Origin of the sequence: Streptomyces radicis, assembly GCF_003626575.1 — a bacterium.
GTDB classification, from domain to species: Bacteria; Actinomycetota; Actinomycetes; order Streptomycetales; family Streptomycetaceae; genus Streptomyces; species Streptomyces radicis.
In genome coordinates, this window is record NZ_RBDY01000020.1 from 99048 (window position 1) to 117685 (window position 18638).

At 73.6% G+C, this 18638-nt stretch carries 17 protein-coding genes and 1 pseudogene; 11 read left to right on the plus strand and 7 right to left on the minus strand.

Translation table 11 applies throughout. The features are described from left to right. Positions 1–97 precede the first annotated feature (97 nt). The 3 genes from D7318_RS22720 to D7318_RS22730 are packed head-to-tail and all read left to right on the plus strand — an operon-like array spanning position 98 to position 3743. A complete protein-coding gene (locus tag D7318_RS22720; RefSeq protein WP_120699027.1) occupies positions 98–622 on the plus strand; it encodes a PadR family transcriptional regulator in 525 nt (174 codons plus the stop codon). After that, positions 619–1338, plus strand: a complete 720-nt coding sequence (locus D7318_RS22725) for an ABC transporter ATP-binding protein (protein WP_120699028.1) — start codon at positions 619–621, stop codon at positions 1336–1338. The genes D7318_RS22720 and D7318_RS22725 overlap by 4 nt, the downstream gene beginning before the upstream one ends. Further along, positions 1335–3743 carry an ABC transporter permease gene (locus tag D7318_RS22730; protein ID WP_120699029.1) on the plus strand — a complete coding sequence of 803 codons (2409 nt, stop codon included), beginning with the start codon at positions 1335–1337 and terminating at the stop codon, positions 3741–3743. The genes D7318_RS22725 and D7318_RS22730 overlap by 4 nt, the downstream gene beginning before the upstream one ends. 81 nt (positions 3744–3824) lie before the next feature. On the opposite strand, the gene D7318_RS32965 is transcribed toward D7318_RS22730, so the two are convergent. After that, positions 3825–5585 carry a hypothetical protein gene (locus D7318_RS32965; RefSeq protein ID WP_183091483.1) on the minus strand — a complete coding sequence of 587 codons (1761 nt, stop codon included), beginning with the start codon at positions 5583–5585 and terminating at the stop codon, positions 3825–3827. Positions 5586–5738: 153 nt separating this feature from the next. Here D7318_RS32965 and D7318_RS34635 point away from each other — a divergent pair, with 153 nt between their 5' ends. From D7318_RS34635 to D7318_RS22755, 4 genes are all read left to right on the plus strand, one after another. Next, positions 5739–6998, plus strand: coding sequence for a serine/threonine-protein kinase (locus D7318_RS34635; RefSeq protein WP_120699030.1), 1260 nt, complete (start codon positions 5739–5741; stop codon positions 6996–6998). Positions 6999–7022: 24 nt separating this feature from the next. Then, positions 7023–8417, plus strand: a complete 1395-nt coding sequence (locus D7318_RS22745; protein ID WP_120699031.1) for a class II fumarate hydratase — start codon at positions 7023–7025, stop codon at positions 8415–8417. A 119-nt stretch (positions 8418–8536) separates the two neighbouring features. Further along, on the plus strand, positions 8537–9280 hold the full coding sequence (fomD, locus tag D7318_RS22750; protein ID WP_120699032.1) for a cytidylyl-2-hydroxypropylphosphonate hydrolase: 744 nt from the start codon (positions 8537–8539) through the stop codon (positions 9278–9280). A gap of 93 nt (positions 9281–9373) precedes the next feature. Further along, a complete protein-coding gene (locus tag D7318_RS22755; RefSeq protein ID WP_120699033.1) occupies positions 9374–11245 on the plus strand; it encodes an ATP-binding SpoIIE family protein phosphatase in 1872 nt (623 codons plus the stop codon). On the opposite strand, the gene D7318_RS22760 is transcribed toward D7318_RS22755, so the two are convergent. Next, positions 11242–11478 (minus strand): hypothetical protein, encoded by a 237-nt coding sequence (locus tag D7318_RS22760; RefSeq protein ID WP_120699034.1) that lies wholly within the window; start codon positions 11476–11478, stop codon positions 11242–11244. The two genes, D7318_RS22755 and D7318_RS22760, sit on opposite strands and share 4 nt — an antisense overlap. After that, on the minus strand, positions 11475–12452 hold the full coding sequence (locus tag D7318_RS22765) for an SPFH domain-containing protein (protein ID WP_120699035.1): 978 nt from the start codon (positions 12450–12452) through the stop codon (positions 11475–11477). The genes D7318_RS22760 and D7318_RS22765 overlap by 4 nt, the downstream gene beginning before the upstream one ends. A gap of 90 nt (positions 12453–12542) precedes the next feature. On the opposite strand from D7318_RS22765, the gene D7318_RS22770 reads away from it, so the two are divergent. Together D7318_RS22770 and D7318_RS22775 are read left to right on the plus strand one after the other, a co-directional pair. Continuing rightward, entirely contained in the window at positions 12543–13211 is a 669-nt protein-coding gene (locus tag D7318_RS22770; protein WP_230423973.1) for a DUF1707 SHOCT-like domain-containing protein, read from the plus strand. 169 nt (positions 13212–13380) lie between these two features. Continuing rightward, entirely contained in the window at positions 13381–13746 is a 366-nt protein-coding gene (locus tag D7318_RS22775; protein ID WP_113688541.1) for a WhiB family transcriptional regulator, read from the plus strand. Positions 13747–13878: 132 nt separating this feature from the next. Here the strand turns inward: D7318_RS22775 and glpX are convergent, their stop codons facing one another. Beyond that, positions 13879–14910 (minus strand): class II fructose-bisphosphatase, encoded by a 1032-nt coding sequence (gene glpX, locus D7318_RS22780; protein ID WP_113688542.1) that lies wholly within the window; start codon positions 14908–14910, stop codon positions 13879–13881. Positions 14911–15051: 141 nt separating this feature from the next. On the opposite strand from glpX, the gene D7318_RS22785 reads away from it, so the two are divergent. Beyond that, complete coding sequence (locus tag D7318_RS22785) at positions 15052–15669, plus strand: DUF4245 domain-containing protein (RefSeq protein ID WP_230423975.1); 618 nt, start codon at positions 15052–15054, stop codon at positions 15667–15669. A 34-nt stretch (positions 15670–15703) separates the two neighbouring features. Here D7318_RS22785 and D7318_RS22790 read toward each other — a convergent pair whose 3' ends face one another. Continuing rightward, positions 15704–15994, minus strand: coding sequence for an exodeoxyribonuclease VII small subunit (locus tag D7318_RS22790; RefSeq protein WP_120699050.1), 291 nt, complete (start codon positions 15992–15994; stop codon positions 15704–15706). Between the two features lie 22 nt (positions 15995–16016). Further along, entirely contained in the window at positions 16017–17255 is a 1239-nt protein-coding gene (gene xseA, locus D7318_RS22795; protein ID WP_120699037.1) for an exodeoxyribonuclease VII large subunit, read from the minus strand. A gap of 68 nt (positions 17256–17323) precedes the next feature. Between xseA and D7318_RS22800 the strand changes: the two genes are divergently transcribed. Further along, positions 17324–18325: a 4-hydroxy-3-methylbut-2-enyl diphosphate reductase gene (locus tag D7318_RS22800; protein WP_120699038.1), complete on the plus strand. Its 1002-nt coding sequence runs from the start codon at positions 17324–17326 to the stop codon at positions 18323–18325. Between the two features lie 189 nt (positions 18326–18514). On the opposite strand, the pseudogene D7318_RS34120 reads toward D7318_RS22800, so the two are convergent. After that, a pseudogene (locus tag D7318_RS34120) lies at positions 18515–18638 on the minus strand (IS630 family transposase); the annotation flags it as partial.

Sequence of the window (18638 nt, forward strand, 5' to 3'; positions counted from 1 at the left end):
GTGCTGCCCAGGTGACGGAACCCGTGGTCACGAGGGCCCCACGGTCTCCACACCCCGTGTATACATGAAGTGTATACACGGGGTGTATAGTCTCGGCATGTCCATCAGTCACACGCTCCTCGGCCTGCTGGAGGCCGGACCCAGCCATGGGTACGACCTCAAACGGGCCTTCGACAACCACTTCGGCCACGACCGCCCCCTGCACTACGGGCAGGTCTACTCGACGATGTCGAGGCTGCTGAAGAACGGCCTGGTCGAGGTCGAAGGCACCGAGTCGGGCGGCGGGCCCGAGCGCAAGCGCTACGCCATCACCGACGCCGGGATCACCGACGTCGGCGACTGGCTCTCCCGCGCCGAGAAGCCCGAGCCATACCTCCAGAGCGTCCTGTACACCAAGGTCGTGCTGGCCCTGCTCACAGGCCGCGACGCCGCCGCGCTCCTCGACGTCCAACGCTCCGAGCACCTGCGGCTCATGCGGGAGCTGACCCGCCGCAAGATGGGCGGCGACCTCGCCGACCAACTGATCTGCGACCACGCCCTGTTCCACCTCGAGGCCGATCTGCGCTGGCTCGAACTGACCGCCGCGCGCCTCGACCGGCTCGCATCGGAGGTCCGCTCATGAGCCAGAACGCCCCCACCGCCCCCACCACCCCGTCGGGCGCCGCGCCCCTGCTCGTCGCCTCGGGCCTCCACAAGACCTATGGCGCGACGCCCGCGCTCGCCGGCGCCGACTTCGCCATCGCCTCGGGCGAGGTCGTCGCCGTCATGGGCCCGTCGGGCAGCGGCAAGTCCACGCTCCTGCACTGCCTCGCAGGCATCGTGCCCCCCGACGGCGGCACCGTCAGCTACGCGGGCCGCGACCTCGCCGGGCTCTCCGACGCCGGGCGCAGCGCCCTGCGCCGCGGCGACTTCGGCTTCGTCTTCCAGTTCGGCCAGCTGGTGCCCGAGCTGACGTGCGAGGAGAACGTCGCCCTCCCGCTGCGCCTCACCGGCGTCGGCCGCAAGGAGGCCGGGGCCCGCGCCGCCGAGTGGCTCGGGCGCCTCGAGGTCGACGACGTCCGCCACCACCGCCCGGGACAGATCTCCGGCGGCCAGGGCCAGCGCGTCGCCGTGGCCCGCGCCCTGGTGAACAACCCCCGCGTCCTCTTCGCCGACGAGCCCACAGGCGCCCTCGACTCCCTCAACGGCGAGCGCGTCATGGAGCTTCTCGTCTCCGCCGCCCGCGACACCGGCGCCGCCGTCGTCCTGGTCACCCACGAGTCGCGCGTGGCCGCCTACTCCGACCGCGAGGTCGTCGTCCGCGACGGGCGCGCCCGGGACATGGCGGGAGCCCTGTGAGCGAGCGATCAGCCACGTCCCTCGCCACCTGGGCGAGGGAGCTGGCCCTGGGCGCGCGGTTCGCCGTCACCGGCGGTCCTGGCTTGACGCGCACGGCACTCACCGCGTTCGGCGTCGGCCTCGGCGTCGTCGTGCTGCTGCTCGCCGCCTCGGTGCCCACGATGCTCTCCGCGCGCGAGGACCGCGGCGACGACCGCAACCCCGACCCGGTGCTCGAGACCGCCATCGAGGACACCCCCGCCGCCCAGACCTTCCAGGCTTTGAGCGGCTCCACCGAGTACCACGGCGAGGAGATCGGCGGCTGGGTCGTCCAGCCGCACGGCGGGGCCGCCACCGAGGCCGAACCCCCGCCCGGGCTCGACGCGTTCCCCGCGCCCGGCGAGATGGCCGTCTCCCCCGCGCTCGCGCGCCTGCTGGAATCCGACGAAGGCGCGCTCCTCGCCGAACGCCTCGACCACCCCGTCGGGGACACCATCGGCGATGAAGGGCTCCAGGGCCCCGGCGACCTCTACTACTACCTCGGCAGCGACACACTCGACGGGGACACACTCGACGGGGAGGCACTTGACGGGGACGCGATCGACGGGGACGCGAGCAGCGCCTATGTGTTCGGCGACATGACCATGGGGAGCCCCTCGCTGCCCGCCCCGCTGATCCTGCTCATCGTGGTCATCTGCGTCGTCCTGCTGATGCCCATCGCCGTCTTCGTCGCCACCGCCGTCAGGTTCGGCGGCGAACGGCGCGACCAGCGGCTCGCCGCGCTGCGCCTCGTCGGCGCCGACATCGACATGACGCGGCGCGTCGCCGCGGGGGAGACGCTCGTCGGCGCCGTCGCGGGACTCCTGCTCGGCGGCGCCGCGTTCCTCCTGCTGCGCGCCTGGCTCGGCACCGTCACCGTGTGGGGCTTCTCGGCGTTCTCCCACGACATCGTGCCCGCCCTGCCGCTCGCCGCGCTCATCCTGGTCGGCGTGCCCGTCGCGGCCGTCGTCGTCTCGCTGCTCGCGCTGCGCGGCATCGCGATCGAGCCGCTCGGCGTCGTGCGCGACGCGACCGAACGCCGTCGGCGCCTGGTCTGGCGGCTGGTGCCGGGCGCGCTCGGCGTGGTGCTGCTCGCGCCCATGCTGGGCGGCTCGTTCGACGGCGGCAGCACCGGCGGACAGGTCCAGGCCGCGGTGGGCGTCGTGCTGCTGCTCGTCGCGGCGACGGTCCTGCTGCCCTGGGTCGTCGAACGCGTCGTGGCGCGCCTGCGCGGCGGCCCCGTCTCGTGGCAGCTCGCCACCCGGCGGCTCCAGCTCAGCAGCGGCGCGGCGGCCAGGACGGTCAGCGGCATCACCGTCGCGGTGGCCGGGGCGACCGCCCTCTACATGCTGTTCATGGGCGTCAGCGACGAGGAGACCGAGGCCACGGGGCAGGACCCGGACCGCGCCCAGATCGAGATCAGCGAGTCGACCGAGGGTGGCATGACGGCGGTGGAGCTGTCGGGCGAGCTCGAGGGCCTGCCCGGCGTCGCCGAGGCGCTGGCCTGGGAGACGACCTCGGCGCTGCCCACCGACGCGCGGCCCGTCGACGGGATCACGCCGTCGGCGCAGGTGCTGATGGGCGACTGCTCCGTGCTGCGCGAGCTGGCCAGGATCGAACGGTGCGCGGACGGCGACGTCTTCGTCCCGCCGGGCGAGGGCGACCCGTGGGAGCTGGCCGTCGAGCCGGGCCAGCAGCTGATCCTCGGCGTCGACTCCGAGGGTGTGCCCTACGGCGAAGCGCCCGTGCCGTGGACCCTCCCCGAAGACGCGCTCGTCGTCGAACCCCGCACCGACCCCGGCGGCTACGTCAACGTCGGCGTCCTGGCCACCCCCGGCGCCCTCGACGAGGAGCACATGGCGGGCGGCTGGACCCGCGCGATGGTCCGCACGGAGGGCGACGACCCCGACACCCTCGAACACGTCAGGAACGTCGCCTGGGGCGAGCACCGGGACGCCTGGGTCTTCGAGCTGGAGTCCCAGCGGGTCTCCGACGAACTCGCCGACGTGCAGCGGGCGTTGCTCATCGGCGCCACGGGGGTGATGGCGGTGATCACGGCCAGCATGATCGTGTCGATGCTGGAACAGCTGCGGGAACGCCGCCGCCTGCTGTCCGCGCTCGTGGCGTTCGGCACCCGGCGCAGGACGCTGAGCGCGTCGCTCCTGTGGCAGACGGCGGTCCCGGTCGTCCTGGGCCTGGGCCTGGCCGCCATCGTCGGAACGGGGCTCGGCGCCCTGCTGATGTCGATGGTGGACCTGCCGATCGGCGGCTGGCTCGCGTTCCTCCCGATGGCCGCCGTCGGCGCGGGCATGATCGCGACGGTGACCCTGGTGAGCCTCCCCCTGCTGTGGCACCTGATGCGCCCCGACGGCCTCCGCACGGAGTGATCGGCCCCGCCCACCCGCCCCCTTTCCTCCGGGGTGGGTGGGCAACGCCGCGCCCGGCCGCTCGGCCCGGGCAGCCCGGGGTCAGGCCAGTGCCCGCAGGGCCTTCCGTACGCGTGCCGTGTCCTTGCGTATCTCCGGCACCTGGGCCGCCGACACGACGTTCGCCTGGGCGTGCAGCAGCCGCTCGTACTCCGCCCGCAGGCGTTGCAGGACCCGCAGCGCGCGGGGCGTGCCAGGCTCCCCGGCGCCCGCCAGCTCGTCGCCGAGGCGTATCAGGTCCGCCCGCGCCGCCTGGGCCGCGAGCTCCGCCCGCGCCAGCTCCGCGCGCGCCTCCTCGGGGGTCAGGCGCGCCAGGCGCCTGCGGTGGCGGTCCAGGGCCAGGGTCCTGCGCCGACGGCGCGTCAGCCGCCCGGCCAGGAGCGGGAGCACCCAGATCGCCAGGACGGCCACGACGATCAGCACAGCGCGCCACCCGTCCCCCGCGCCGGGGCCCGTGGCGCGGTCGGAGCCCGCGGCCTCCTCCTCACCGCCCTCCCCGCTGTCCCCGCCGCCCCCGGCGCCCGTGTCCCCGCCGCCGCCCGAGATCGCCGCCGCGCCGAGGCCCTCGAGCAGCGACGTCATCGTCGACGCCACGAAGTTCTCGTCGCCGCCCCACGCGAACTCCGCCGCCTGCACGAACTCCTCGTCGCCCGTCGCCGAGACCGTGGAGACCCGCCCGCCGTGGTAGGGGTCGACGAGGAACACCGCGGCGTTCCCGCCGTCGGCGGCGATCAGCCGCGCCGCGTCCGGCTCGTACATCGCGTAGTCGTCGCCGGTCTGCAACTCCGTGACGCCCTCGGGCAGGAACGCCACCCGCGCCGACCCGTCCGCCGCCGCGAGGTCGTCGGCCAGCGCGGCCACCGTGTCGGCGTCCGTGTGGCCGTCGGACACGCCGGGGTGCACATACACCGAAGGGCCCGCCTCGAGCGCCGCGCGCGCCACCTCGGTGACATCGTCCCCGAGGACCGAGGCCAACAGCGCCACGCGCTCGGGCAGCTCGCCCGCCGGGACCTCCGTGATCCCCGAGGCGCCGACCACCGTCTCCAGCTCGCTGATGGAGAACGGCACCCCCGACCCGGCGCTCACCACCGCGGAGAACTCGCCGTCCTCCCACTGCATCAGCAGCGCGACCCCGTCGTCAGGAAGCCCGCCCAGCATGGACGCGCGCGCCTCCTCCAGGTCGCCGCCGAGGCCCGAGACCAACGCCACCCGCACCGACGGCACGTCGGCGAACGCGTCGCGCAGCATCTCCTCGTCGAGCCCGGGGAACGCCTCGCTCACGGCCGGGTCCACGAAGAACAGGTCATCGCCGCCCGCCGTCTCGGCCACCCGCGGCCTCAGGTCACCGTCGAGCGCGTCGGGCAGCGTCAACAGGAAATTGCCCGCGGGTATGCCGATCCGCTCCATGTCCTCGGCGGCCAGCTCGTCCAGCGTCGCCGACACCCCGGACACCGCCCACGCCTCCGACGTGTCGGGGCTGTCGCTGACGGGCGTGTGCACTTCGTTGTACACGAGGTAGACGCCAGGGCGGCCCACCTCGGCCGCCAACTCCTGGGCGGCCGCGTCCCCTTCGGGGATCTCCTCGGTGAGCATGGCCACCCGCACCGGCGTCTCGGCCATGCCGTACCTGGCGTTCATCAGGGCGACCGCGTCGTCGTCGATCCCCTCGTACCCCTCGGCGACCCACACGCCTGGCCCCTCGGCCAACGCCTCGGCCGCCTCGGCCAGCTGGCCCTCCGCCGCCCGCGCCTGCGGAGCGGCGAACAGCCCGAGCAGCAGGGCAGGCCCGATCACCGCGGCCACACATCCCGCCCCGCGCCCCCACCGGCCTGCCATCACGCGCCCCTCCCGCTCCGCCTGCCGCGCTCGTCCGCACCCCCGCCCGCTGCCGGACGCCGCTGTGGGATCCTAAGCCGTCCCACTGACAACTGACATCGGGGAGTTCGGGGGAAGCCCATGGCCGTCGGCGACGTGGTGGAGGGCCGTTACCGGCTCGTCAGCAAGCTCGGCGAGGGCGGGATGGGGCAGGTCTGGCGCGCCCATGACGAGCGGCTGCGGCGCGACGTCGCCATCAAGACCGCGACGGACGGCGCCGAGGCGGACCTCGTCAAGCGCCTGGAGCGGGAGGCCATGGCCATCGCGCAGCTCGCGCACCCGCACATCGTGACCGTGCACGACCTGTTCACCGGCGAGTTCGCGGGCAGGCCCGCCGTCTTCCTGGTGATGGAGCTGGTGCCGGGCCAGTCGCTCGACCGCCGCCTCGCCGAGGGAACGCCGCCCCTGCCGGTCGCGTTGGAGTGGGCGGCGCAGATCGCCGACGCGCTCGCGGCGGCGCACGCCCCCGGCGTGGGCATCGTGCACCGCGACCTCAAGCCGGGCAACGTGATGCTCAGCCATGGCCGCGTGAAGCTCCTCGACTTCGGCATCGCCCGCTTCGCCGAGGGCATCAGCGAGCAGCGCCGCACCTCACTCACCGCCACGGGGACCGTGATCGGCACCCCCGACTACATGGCCCCCGAGCAGTGCGCGGGCGGCGACATCGGCCCAGGCACCGACCTGTACGCGCTGGGCTGCGTGCTGTTCGGGATGCTCACGGGCGAGACCGTCTTCCCGCGCGGCGGCACCGCGATGCAGGTCATGTACCGGCAGGTGCACGAGCCCCCGCGCGCGCCGAGCGCCGTGCGCCCCGGGATCCCCGCGGCCGTGGACGCGCTGGCGCTGCGGCTGCTGGCCAAGGCGCCCGAGGACCGCCCGGGCGGAGCGGCCGAGGTCGCGGGACAGCTGCGCGACCTGATCCGCGCCCTGTGCAACAACGCCCCGGGCCCCGCCCCCGCGACCCCGCACCCCACCCCCACGACGCCCGCGCCCCGCACCGCGCCCTCCGTCGCCGACCGCCCCGCGACCGGACCCACCCCAGGACCCGCGACGGGCTCCGCGACAGGCCCCGGGGCGGGCCGCCGCGCCGACGACCTGCGCCGCCGCACCGCCGAGGCGGAGGCGGCCGGTTCGCCGGAGCTGTGGGCCGAGCTGATCCCCGAGCTGGCCGCGTTCTACGGCCCCGACGGCTGGCCCACCGAGCGCGCCTGCGTCCAACTCGGCTCCCTCGACTCCCTCCTGGGCGACGCCGTGGCCAAGGAGCTCCTGCGCGCACACGGCGGCTGGCGCACGCGCCGTGCGCGCCGGGCGCTGCGCGGCAGACGGATAGCTCTCGGCTGACCGGGGGCCGGTAGATTCGCTCCCATGAGTGGTACGAACGAATACCGCGTCGAGCATGACTCGATGGGCGAGGTGCGGGTCCCCGCGGACGCCAAGTGGCGGGCGCAGACGCAGCGGGCCGTGGAGAACTTCCCGATCTCGGGCCAGCGCCTCGAACGCGCCCACATCGCCGCGCTGGCCCGCGTCAAGGCGGCGGCGGCCACGGTCAACGCCCAGCTCGGCGTCATCGAGAAGGACATGGCCGAGGCCATCGTCTCGGCCGCCGACGAGGTCGCCGAAGGCCGCTGGGACGAGCACTTCCCCGTCGACGTCTTCCAGACCGGCTCGGGCACCTCGTCCAACATGAACACCAACGAGGTGCTCGCCACGCTGGCCACCGAGCGCCTCGGCCGCCCGGTCCACCCCAACGACCACGTCAACGCCAGCCAGTCGTCCAACGACGTCTTCCCCTCCTCCATCCACATCGCGGCCACCGGCGGCGTCACCGGCGAGCTGATCCCCGCGCTGAACCACCTCGCCGACGCGTTGGAGCGCAAGGGCGCGGAGTTCGCCGAGGTGGTGAAGTCGGGGCGCACGCACCTGATGGACGCGACCCCCGTCACCCTCGGGCAGGAGTTCAACGGGTACGCGGCGCAGGTACGTTTCGGCATCGAGCGGCTCAACGCCTCGCTGCCGCGCCTCGCCGAGCTGCCCCTGGGCGGCACCGCCGTGGGCACGGGGATCAACACCCCGCCCGGCTTCTCCGCCGCCGTGATCACCGAGGTCGCCCGCGCCACCGGCCTCCCGCTGACCGAGGCGCGCGACCACTTCGAGGCCCAGGGCGCCCGCGACGGCCTCGTGGAGACCTCGGGCCAGCTGCGCACCATCGCGGTCTCGCTCACCAAGATCTGCAACGACCTGCGCTGGATGTCCTCGGGCCCGCGCACCGGTCTCGCCGAGATCGCGCTCCCCGACCTCCAGCCCGGCTCCTCGATCATGCCGGGCAAGGTCAACCCCGTGATCCCCGAGGCCGTTCTCATGGTCGCCGCCCAGGTCACGGGGAACGACGCCACCGTCGCCACCGCGGGCGCCTCGGGCAACTTCGAGCTGAACGTCCAGCTGCCCGTCATTGCCAAGAGCCTGCTCGAGTCCATCAGGCTGCTGGCCAACGCCTCGCGCCTGCTCGCCGACCGCACCGTGGACGGCATCACGGCCAACGCCGAACGCGCCCGCGAGTACGCCGAGTCCTCGCCCTCGGTGGTCACCCCCCTCAACCGCTACCTGGGGTACGAGGAGGCCGCCAAGATCGCCAAGCGCGCCCTCGCCGAGCGCAAGACGATCCGCGAGACGGTGCTCGACGGCGGCTACGTCGACCGCGGGGACCTGACGATCGAGCAGCTCGACGAGGCGCTCGACGTGCTCCGCATGACCCACCCCTGACCGCCGCGCGACCGAGCCGCACCACCCGACCCCGGCCGCACCACCAAGGACGTCGACGAGCGTTCGAGCCGAGATCAGGGCGCGCCCGCCCTCCGCGTCGACCCGAATACCATGTGTAGATGACAACGGGAAGAGACGGGACCGGCGGTGCGCGTCCGTGGCAGCCGGGGGACCACATTCTGTGGAGATATCGCGCCAATGGGCGGGGGGAGCCACGGGAATTCCACATCTGCCGGCCGGTCACCGTTGTCCGGGACACCCCCGATCTGCTGGCCGTCTGGATGGCGCCCGGCACCGAGTGCGTCAGGCCCGAGCTGGCCGACGGCACCCCCGTGCACGACGAGCCGCTGGCCACCCGTTACACCAAGCCGCGCACGACCGTTCACGGCCGATGGCTCGGCGCCGGCGTCCTCAAGCTCGCGCGCCCCGGCGAGCCGTGGTCGGTGTGGCTTTTCTGGGATCGGGGCTGGCGCTTCAAGAACTGGTACGTCAATCTTGAAGAACCCCGGAGCCGGTGGCCGGGAGGGGTCGATTCTGAGGACCATTTTCTCGATATCGCGGTGTACCCCGACCGCAGCTGGGAGTGGCGGGACGAGGATGAGTTCGCCCAGGCACAGCAGGCAGGACTGCTGGACGCCGGGCAGGTGGAGCGCATCCGCGAGGCCGGGCGCGAGGCCACCCGCGCGATCCGCGCGTGGGACAGGCCGTTCTCCGAGGACTGGGCGGCATGGCGGCCCGATCCGCGCTGGCGGACCCCGCGGCTCCCGGCCGACTGGGACCGGGCCCCCGGCGGCCTCGCTCCGAGCGACCTGGCCCCGGTGCCGGACGTCCGCGTCCGGCGGCCCCACCCGAGAGCCTCTTGATACGCCCCGGGCCACCAAACGTAGGATCGACCCCCACAACCTCACAACGACCCCACTCCGCACGCTAGTTCCCGCCTGGATGGATCTCCCCTTGTGACGGACCCGACCCCACCGCAGCACGCGGCGCGCACGGCGGACGTTCCCGCGTTCGCCGAAGGACCACCGCTGCCGCACGCCCGCTCCGAGCCCGAGTCGACGGAGCAGCCGCCAGCCCGCCCGGCGTCGGGCGAGGGGCTCAACGGCGGGATGGGCGACACCGACAGGCTGCGGTTCGTGGGGGCCGCCACCCGTCGCATCGCCCGCGGGATGGACCTGGACGAGATCGTGCTCGGCCTGTGCCGCGCCACCGTGCCCACGTTCTCCGACGCCATCCTCGTCTACCTCAGGCACCCCCTGCCGGTCGGCGACGAGCAGCCCGTGACGCCCATGGTGCTCAAGCTGCGCCGCACCGACCGCATCCCCGAGGCCCTCTCGCTCGGCGGCGCCTCGCTCGAGTCCCTCGACGACGTGCACGGCGACGGCTCGGGCCCCGTGCTGCCGATCCTGGCGAGCGCGACCCCGCTGGTCGAGGTCAGGGGGAACGGCCCGCTCGCCGAGGTGCTGCGCGGCGTCCGGCCGGTCTTCGTGGAGTCCCAGGTCCCCAGGGCGGCGCTGCGCGAGCTGACCGGGGCCGTGGCGCTCCCCGAGGGGCACCGGGCGATCCTCGCGCCGCTGCGCGGTCGGCGGCGGGTCATCGGCGCCGCGGTGTTCCTGCGGCGGCCCGACCGCGAGTCGTTCGAGCAGGAGGACCTCCAGGTCGCCCAGCAGCTCGCGACGCACTCCGCGCTGGGCGTGGACAAGGCCGTGCTCTACGGCCGTGAGGCGTCGATCGCCGACGAGTTGCAGCGCACGATGCTCCCCGACGACCTGCCGCAGCCCACCGGCGTGCGCCTGGCCAGCCGTTATCTCCCCGCGGCCCAGTCCGCGCGCGTCGGGGGCGACTGGTACGACGCGATCCCGCTGCCGGGCAGCCGCATCGCGCTCGTCGTGGGCGACGTGATGGGCCACTCCACGACCTCGGCGGCCATCATGGGCCAGCTGCGCACCACGGTGCAGACGCTCGCGGGTCTCGACCTGCCGCCGCAGGAGGTGCTGCACCACCTCGACGAGCAGGCCCAACGCCTGGGCACCGACCGGATGGCGACGTGCCTCTACGCCGTCTACGACCCGGTCGAGCACCGCATCACCGCGGCCAACGCCGGTCATCCGCCGCCCGTCCTCCTCCATGTGGACGGCTCGACCGAGCTGGTGGACCTCCCGCCCAACGCGCCCATCGGCGTGGGCGGCGTCGACTTCGAGACGGTCGAGCTGCCCGCGCCCGCGGGCGCCACCCTCGTGCTGTACACCGACGGCCTGGTCGAGTCGCGCAGCCGCGACGTGTGGACGGGCGTGGAGCACCTGCGGGAGAAGCTCGCCGAGATCTCCCGGCTGACGCGACCAGACGCCGCGGCCCCGCTCGAGCCGCTGTGCGACGAGATCCTGGACATCGTCGGCCCCGGCGACCGCGACGACGACATCGCCCTGCTCGCGGCCAGGTTCGAGGGCATCGCCCCGGGGAACGTCGCCTACTGCCGCCTCGACCCGCGCGCCGAGTCGGTGCGCGAGGCGCGCCGCCTGGTGCGGGACAGCCTGGCGCGCTGGGAGCTCGAGGAGCTGGAGGACTCGGTCGAGCTGCTGGTCAGCGAGGTCGTGACCAACGCCGTTCGCTACGCCGAACGCCCCGTGTCCGTCCGGCTGTTGCGCACCGACGTGCTGCGCTGCGAGGTGGGCGACGACGTGCCGCAGCTGCCGCGCCTGCGGCAGGCGGGCCCGGCCGACGAGGGCGGCAGGGGCCTCTATCTCGTGCAGCGCCTCGCCCGCCAGTGGGGCGCCACCCGGCTGAGCACGGGCAAGCTCGTCTGGTTCGAGATGGCGCCTCCCGGCTAATTCTTCTCCTCCTTGGGCGGCCGCCCGCGTCGCGGGTGCGGCCCCGCGTCCCTCGGGAGGCGGCCCGCGTCCCGCAGCGCCGCGCGCAGCAGGAAGTCGATCTGCGCGTTGGTGCTGCGCAGCTCGTCGGCCGCCCACCGCGCGAGCGCGTCGTGGACGGCCGGGTCGAGCCGCAGCAGCACCTGCTTGCGCGCGCGCCGCGCGGCCCTCTCGGACTGCGGACCCTCGGTCACTGGTAGAGGGACCCCGCGTTCACCACGGGCTGGGCGCCATGGCTCCCGCACAGGACCACCAGCAGGTTGGACACCATCGCGGCCCTGCGCTCGTCGTCGAGCTCCACCACGTCCATCTCGCCGAGCCGCTCGAGTGCCTTCTCGACCATGCCGCAGGCCCCCTCGACGATCGCCTGGCGGGCCGCCACCACGGCGCCCGCCTGCTGCCGTTGCAGCATGGCCGACGCGATCTCGGGCGCGTACGCGAGGTGCGTGAAGCGCGACTCGATGATGCGCACGCCCGCCGCCCGCACCCGCGCGGTCAGCTCGACCGCCAGCTTCTCGGTGATCTCCTCGGCGTCGGCGCGCAGCGACAACTGGTCGGCGTCCGGGGCGTCGTACGGGTACTCGATCGCGATGTGCCGCACGGCCGACTCGGTCTGCGTGCTCACGAACTCCACGAAGTCGTCCACCTCGAAGCTGGCCTGCGCGGTGTCCTCGACCTGCCACACGATCACGGCCGCGAGCTCGATCGGGTTGCCGTCGGCGTCATTGACCTTGAGCACGGCCGTCTCGTGGTTGCGGACCCGGGTGGAGATCTTGACACGCGTGGTCAGGGGGTTGACCCAGCGCAGGCCGTCGTCGCGGATCGTGCCGGTGTAGCGCCCGAAGAACTGCACGACGCGCGCCTCGCCAGGGGCCACCATGTTGAGCCCGGTCATCAGGAAGAGGGCGGTCAGGAAGGCCGACGCGCTCACCACGAGCAGCGGGACGCCGACGGCGGGGGAGTCGTTCGCGGCGATCGCGATGCCCGCGACGGCGCCGCCGAGGCCGAGCAGCGAGCCGGTGAGGGTGAACAGCAGCGCGAGCCCGCCGGGGACGCTGCGCGCCCTGAACTCCCGGACGCCGGGCGGCGGCATGTCGGGCGCGTCCGTCGCGTCCGGCGCGTGGGCGGCGTCGGCCGCGGCGGAGGGAACGTTCTCATCGGCGGTCATGGGAGCCCCCGTTCATGATGCACTATCAATGTGCTAGCAAATTATCATAGGTCTGGTCGCGATGTATCGCGTGTCTGTACGCTGGTGTTCGTGAACGCTGAGAACCGGCCTGCCGTGCCGCTGGAGAAGCAGCCTGTCCGGGCGTCCGACGCGGACCGTGACCGGATCGCCGACATCCTTCGCGAGGCGCTGGCCGAGGGGCGGCTCGACGCCGAGGAGCACGCCGAGCGGGTCGAGGCGGTCTACCGGGCCAAGACGCTCGCGGAGTTGGAGCCGTTGATCCAGGACCTGCCCGCCGGGCAGCCCACGGGCCCCGACCCCGACCCCGGGCACGCCCCGCCGCCCCCGCGGGCCTCCGACCGGCGCGGCGGCTCGCACGGGCTGAGCGTGTCCAACGCGAAGAACGTCGTGGCCGTCCTCAGCGGCGCCAACCGCCAGGGGCGTTGGCGGGTCGGCCCCAAGGTGAACGCCGTGGCGGTGTGCGGCGGCGTCGAGTTGGACCTGACCGAGGCGATCTTCGAGTACCGCCACGTCGTCATCAACGCCACGGCCATCTGCGGCGGCATCGAGATCCGCGTCCCCGAGAACGTCAGCCTGCGCAGCGCGGGCAGCGGCGTCATGGGCAGCTTCGACGTGCGCGAGGCCGAGTCGCCCGAGCCGCACGCCCCGATCGTGGTCGTGCAGGGGGTGGCCATCTGGGGTGGGGTCGAGGCGAGGCACGTGCGGGGGAAACGCCTACGGAACCTCAGCGACGGGTGATACGTCTGACCATGTTGTCGCTCCGTGCATAGACGTGCGCACAGCGGGTAGGGCTGGGGGGACCGTCACTCGTATGGCCGCATGGTGGGAAGGCGAACAGCGGCACCCCCTGACGGGTGAGGGTCCACCAGCCAGGAGCGACCCCCGTAGCCGTCGTCAGGAGTTGACCGTGCTGCAATCGTCACCGCCACATGAGTCCCAGTGGTCCCCCGCCGTCCCCACGCAACGCAGTTCGAAAGATCTCGCGGGGCCCTGGCACTCGGAGGCCGCCTGCCGGCGGGATGAGGCGGGGCTGTTCTTCGCCCCCTCCCAGGAGCCCACGGCGGCCAGGCTGTCCAGGGAGCAGGCGGCCAAGTCGGTGTGCGCCCGCTGCCCGGTGCTGCTCGAGTGCCGCGAGCACGCCCTCCTCCAGCCCGAGCCCTATGGCGTCTGGGGCGGGCTGACCGCGGCCGAGCGCCGCGTGGTGCTCAGCCGCAGGCGCCGCCGCGACGCGGCCGCGGGCGGCAGGCCCGCGGACATCAGCCGCATCGCCTGACGCCGCGCGCCTCGGTCCCCCCACACCACACCGGCGCGCCCCGCCCACCGGCCGGCGGTCCCGGCTCCTCCGCCCGGGACCGCCGGCCGTTCGCCCAGGGCCTGTGGCGAGAGTCCCGCCTGCCCGCGGGGCTCAGCGCGCGGTGTCGAAGTCGATCGCGCTGTACGCCCGCAGCTTGGACAGCCGGTGCGTCGAGTCGATCTGCCGGATCGTGCCCGAGCGCGAACGCACCACGAGCGACTGGGTGGTCGCCGTCTCCGCGCGGTACCGCACCCCGCGCAGCAGCTCGCCGTCGGTGATGCCGGTCGCGACGAAGAACACGTTCTCGCCGCGCACCAGGTCGCCGGTGTGCAGCACCCGGTCGAGGTCGTGGCCCGCGTCGAGGGCCGCCCGCCGCTCCGCCTCGTCCTTGGGCCACAGCTTCCCCTGGATCGTGCCGCCGAGGCATGTGATCGCGCAGGCCGCGATGATGCCCTCGGGGGTGCCGCCCACGCCGAGCAGCAGATCGACGCCCGTGCCCTCGCGGACGCTCATGATCGCCCCGGCCACGTCCCCGTCCTGGATGAACTTGATCCGGGCGCCGCACTCCCTGACCTCCCGCACCAACGCGTCGTGCCGCGGCCGGTCCAGGATGCAGACGGTCACATCGCCGGGGCTGCCGCCCTTGGCCTTGGCGACCCGCCTGATGTTCACGGACGCGGGGGCGTCGATGTCCACGAACTCCGCCGCCTCGGGGCCCGTCGCCAGCTTGTCCATGTAGAAGACGGCGCTCGGGTCGAACATCGCGCCCCGCTCCGCCACGGCGAGCACCGACACGGCGTTGGCCATGCCCTTGGCCGTGAGCGTCGTGCCGTCCACCGGGTCGACCGCCACGTCGCACTCGGGGCCCGAACCGTCCCCGACCCGCTCGCCGTTGAACAGCATCGGCGCCTCGTCCTTCTCGCCCTCGCCGATGACCACCACGCCGTTCATCGACACGGTGGAGATCAGCGCGCGCATCGCGCGGACCGCCGCGCCGTCCGCGCCGTTCTTGTCGCCGCGGCCCACCCAGCGGCCCGAGGCCATCGCCCCCGCCTCGGTCACCCTGACCAGCTCGAGGGCGAGGTTGCGGTCGGGGGCCTGGGGGCCGACGTCCAGCGGGGGAGGGAGATGGTGCTCCGTCATCGGGACGACCTTTCTGGCACGGTCACGGTGCGCTCCCCTCGACTGTAACCGGCCGGGGTACACATGAGCATTCCTCTCTCTCCGATGAGCGAACCCGGGGGCGGTCGCACGCAAGCCCGGGGCGTGAGGGACGATGGAGCCGTGGCGAACCACGCGGTGGAAGACGCGCAGAACGACGTGGCGGCGGCCGAGGACCGCACGACCGGCGAGGCCCCGAGGCCGTCGGCCGGGCGGCGCGGCCTTGCCTCCGTGCGGAACATGGTGGTGTCCCTCGTCGTCATCTGCGGCGGGACGTTCGCCCTGGTGGCGCTCAACCCCGGGGACCAGCCCGAGGGTTCGACCCCGACCGTGGAGTACGACGTCGAGGCGGCGACGGCCGCCCGCGCCGCGCCCTACGAGCTGCTGGTCCCCGAGGGCCTGGCGTCCGACTGGCGCGCGACCTCCGTGCGCTACGAGCCCATGGGCGACTTCGGCGCGACCTGGCGCCTCGGCTTCCTCGACCCGGACGAGGAGTACGCCGCCCTCGCCCAGGCCGACGGCGCCCCCGATGACTTCATCGAGGAGATCACCCAGGGCGCCACGGACACGGGCGGGACCGCGTCGGTCGGCGGCCGGGACTGGGCCCGTTACGAGGGGGACAAGTACGACGCGCTCGTGCTCCGCGACGCCGATGTGACCACCGTCGTCCTGGGCACCGCGCCCTTCGACCGGCTCACCCACTTCGCCACGGCCCTCGAGCCCGAGCCCGTCCAGGGCTGAGCCGGACCCTGGGGCGAACCCGGGCCCTGACCCGTCAGCGCGGCTCCCCCTCCTCGCCGTCCTCCGCGGCCCCGTCGTCCTCGGCCAGCGCCGCGTCGAGGCGGGCCCGCGCGCCCTCGAGCCAGCGGCCGCAGATCCTGGCCAGCTCCTCCCCGCGCTCCCACAGCGCCAGCGACTCCTCGAGCGTCGCCCCGCCCGCCTCCAGGCGGCGCACCACGTCGATCAACTCGTCCCTGGCCTGCTCGTAGCCGAGCGCCGCCTCCGTGGCCGCCCCCGCCGGGTCCACCGCGTCCGCCGAGTCCGTCGTCGTGTCCGCTTCCGTCATGCCGGTCACCCTATGCCCCACCTCATGCCCCACCTCCCCGGCCCGTCCCGGGCCGCTCGCCGACCGTGACAGGGAACGCGCCCTCCGCGACGCGCGCCCGCAACTCCTCGCCCGCCACCACCTCGTCGGCCGCCCGCACCGCCGAGCCGTCCGCCCGCTGCAACACGGCATAGCCGCGCCGCAGCGTCGCCGCGGGCGACAGCGCCACCACCCGCGCCCGCGTGTGCGCCAGATCCGCCCGCGCGCGATCCAGCAGATGCGCCAGCGTGCGCCGTGAGCGCCCCATCAACGCCGCGATGTCCTCCGCGCGCGCCTCCACCATCCGGTGCGGCTCCGCCAGCGCAGGGCGGTCACGCGCCGCCGCGAGCCCCCGCTCCTCCCGGTCGATCCTGGACGCGAGCACCCACCGCGCCCTGTCCCGCAACTGCCGCACCCGCGCCATCTCCTCGCGCACGTCCGGCACCGTGCGCTTGGCCGCGTCCGTCGGCGTCGAGGCCCGCAGATCGGCCACCAGGTCGAGCAGCGGGGCGTCGGGCTCGTGCCCGATCGCGGAGACCACCGGAGTGCGGCACGCGGCCACCGCCCGCACCAGCCGCTCGTCCGAGAACGGCAGCAGGTCCTCCACGCTCCCGCCGCCCCTGGCCACGATGATCACGTCCACGTCGGGGTCGGCGTCCAACTCCCCGACCGCCTCGATGACCTGCGGCACCGCGTGCACGCCCTGCACCGCGACGTTCCGCACGGCGAACCTGACGGCGGGCCAGCGCAGCCTGGCGTTCTCCAGCACGTCGCGCTCGGCCGCCGACGCCCGCCCCGTCACCAGCCCCACCCGCCGCGGCAGGAACGGCAGCCGCCGCTTGCGCTCCGGCGCGAACAACCCCTCGGCCGTCAGCGCCCGCTTGAGCTTCTCGAGGCGCAGCAGCAGCTCCCCGACGCCCACCGCACGGATCTCCGCCGCCCGCAACGACAGCTCGCCGCGCGGCGCGTACCACTCGGGCTTGGCGAACACGACGACCCGCGCGCCTTCCGTTATGACGTCGGCGACCGCGTCGAAGACCGCGCGGAAGCACGTCACCCGCACCGACACGTCGTGCGCCGGGTCCCGCAGCGTGAGGAAGACCACCCCGAAGCCCGGGCGCCGCGAGAGCTGGGTGATCTGGCCCTCCACCCACACCGCGCCGAGCCGGTCGATCCACCCGCCGATGAGCCGGGACACCTCGCCCACCGGGATCGGCGCCTCCGCCGTCGTCTGCACTGCCATACCGTCACGCTAGCGCCGAGCACTGACAGTCCCCTCGGGCCGCCCCCGAGCCCCCGTACCATGGGCGCATGGATCGAGACGCCGAAGACACCGGGCGGGACACCGGGCGCCGCCGCGTCCTGCTTGCCGCACCCCGCGGATACTGCGCGGGCGTGGACCGCGCCGTCATAGCCGTCGAGCGCGCCCTGGAGAAGTACGGCGCACCGATCTATGTGCGCCACGAGATCGTGCACAACAAGTACGTGGTGCGCACGTTGGAGAAGAAGGGCGCCGTCTTCGTCGAGGAGACCGCCGAGGTCCCCGAGGGCGAGATCGTCATCTTCTCGGCGCACGGCGTCTCCCCCGAGGTCCACCGCGAGGCCGAGCGCGGCAGGCTGGCCACGATCGACGCCACGTGCCCGCTCGTCACCAAGGTCCACAAGGAGGCCGTCCGCTTCGCCAAGGAGGACTACGACATCCTCCTCATCGGCCACGAGGGCCACGAAGAGGTCGTCGGCACCAGCGGCGAGGCCCCCGACCACATCACCCTGGTCGACGGCCCCGAGGACGTCGCCTCCGTCGAGGTCCGCGACCCCGAGCGGGTCGTCTGGCTCTCCCAGACGACGCTGTCCGTCGACGAGACGATGGAGACGGTGGACGCGCTCAAGACCCGTTTCCCGCTGCTGGTCAGTCCGCCGAGCGACGACATCTGCTACGCCACACAGAACCGCCAGACCGCCGTCAAGCAGGTCGCGGCCGAGGCGCAGCTCGTCCTGGTCGTCGGCTCGAAGAACTCGTCGAACTCCGCCCGCATGGTCGAGGCCGCCCTCGGCGCCGGGGCGGACGCCGCGTATCTCGTGGACAACGCCGGGGAGATCGACGAGGCCTGGCTCGACGGCGTCACCACCGTCGGCCTCTCCTCAGGTGCCTCGGTGCCCGAGGTCCTGGTGGACGGCGCCCTCGAGTGGCTGGCCGCGCGCGGCTTCGAGGACGTGGAGATCGTGCAGCCGATGGAGGAGCACATCCAGTTCTCGCTCCCCAAGGAGCTGCGCCGCGATCTGCGCGCCGAGGCCGCGGAGAAGGTTCGCTAGGGCCTGTCTGACAATCCCCGGCGGGCTCGCGACGACTGGCATCCCGCCTGGCTGCGTTGCCGAATCGCGCGAGTACGTCCCCCGGACTCCGTCCGGGAGGTGCCCCCACCGTACGAGCTGCGATCCGGCGCCTTGCCAGGCGGGCGCCATCCGCCGCTCGCTGATCCACCGGGAATTATCAGACAGGCCCTAGTGTCCTGAGTCAGGAATTCTGTTCAGATAGCTGGCGAGGCGTTCGAGGATCTCGTCTGCGCTCTTCGTCCAGACATAGGGCTTCGGGTCGGTGTTCCAGGCGGCGATCCAGTTACGGATG

Excerpts from the sequence above, each read along its gene's own strand:
- fomD (WP_120699032.1), top strand. The coding sequence starts at position 8,537 with ATGACAACGGGAAGAGACGGGACCGGCGGTGCGCGTCCGTGGCAGCCG.
- D7318_RS22790 (WP_120699050.1), bottom strand. The coding sequence starts at position 15,994 with ATGACGGAAGCGGACACGACGACGGACTCGGCGGACGCGGTGGACCCG.
- D7318_RS22765 (WP_120699035.1), bottom strand. The coding sequence starts at position 12,452 with ATGACCGCCGATGAGAACGTTCCCTCCGCCGCGGCCGACGCCGCCCAC.
- xseA (WP_120699037.1), bottom strand. The coding sequence starts at position 17,255 with ATGGCAGTGCAGACGACGGCGGAGGCGCCGATCCCGGTGGGCGAGGTG.
- D7318_RS22720 (WP_120699027.1), top strand. The coding sequence starts at position 98 with ATGTCCATCAGTCACACGCTCCTCGGCCTGCTGGAGGCCGGACCCAGC.
- D7318_RS34635 (WP_120699030.1), top strand. The coding sequence starts at position 5,739 with ATGGCCGTCGGCGACGTGGTGGAGGGCCGTTACCGGCTCGTCAGCAAG.
- D7318_RS22725 (WP_120699028.1), top strand. The coding sequence starts at position 619 with ATGAGCCAGAACGCCCCCACCGCCCCCACCACCCCGTCGGGCGCCGCG.
- D7318_RS22745 (WP_120699031.1), top strand. The coding sequence starts at position 7,023 with ATGAGTGGTACGAACGAATACCGCGTCGAGCATGACTCGATGGGCGAG.
- D7318_RS22800 (WP_120699038.1), top strand. The coding sequence starts at position 17,324 with ATGGATCGAGACGCCGAAGACACCGGGCGGGACACCGGGCGCCGCCGC.
- glpX (WP_113688542.1), bottom strand. The coding sequence starts at position 14,910 with ATGACGGAGCACCATCTCCCTCCCCCGCTGGACGTCGGCCCCCAGGCC.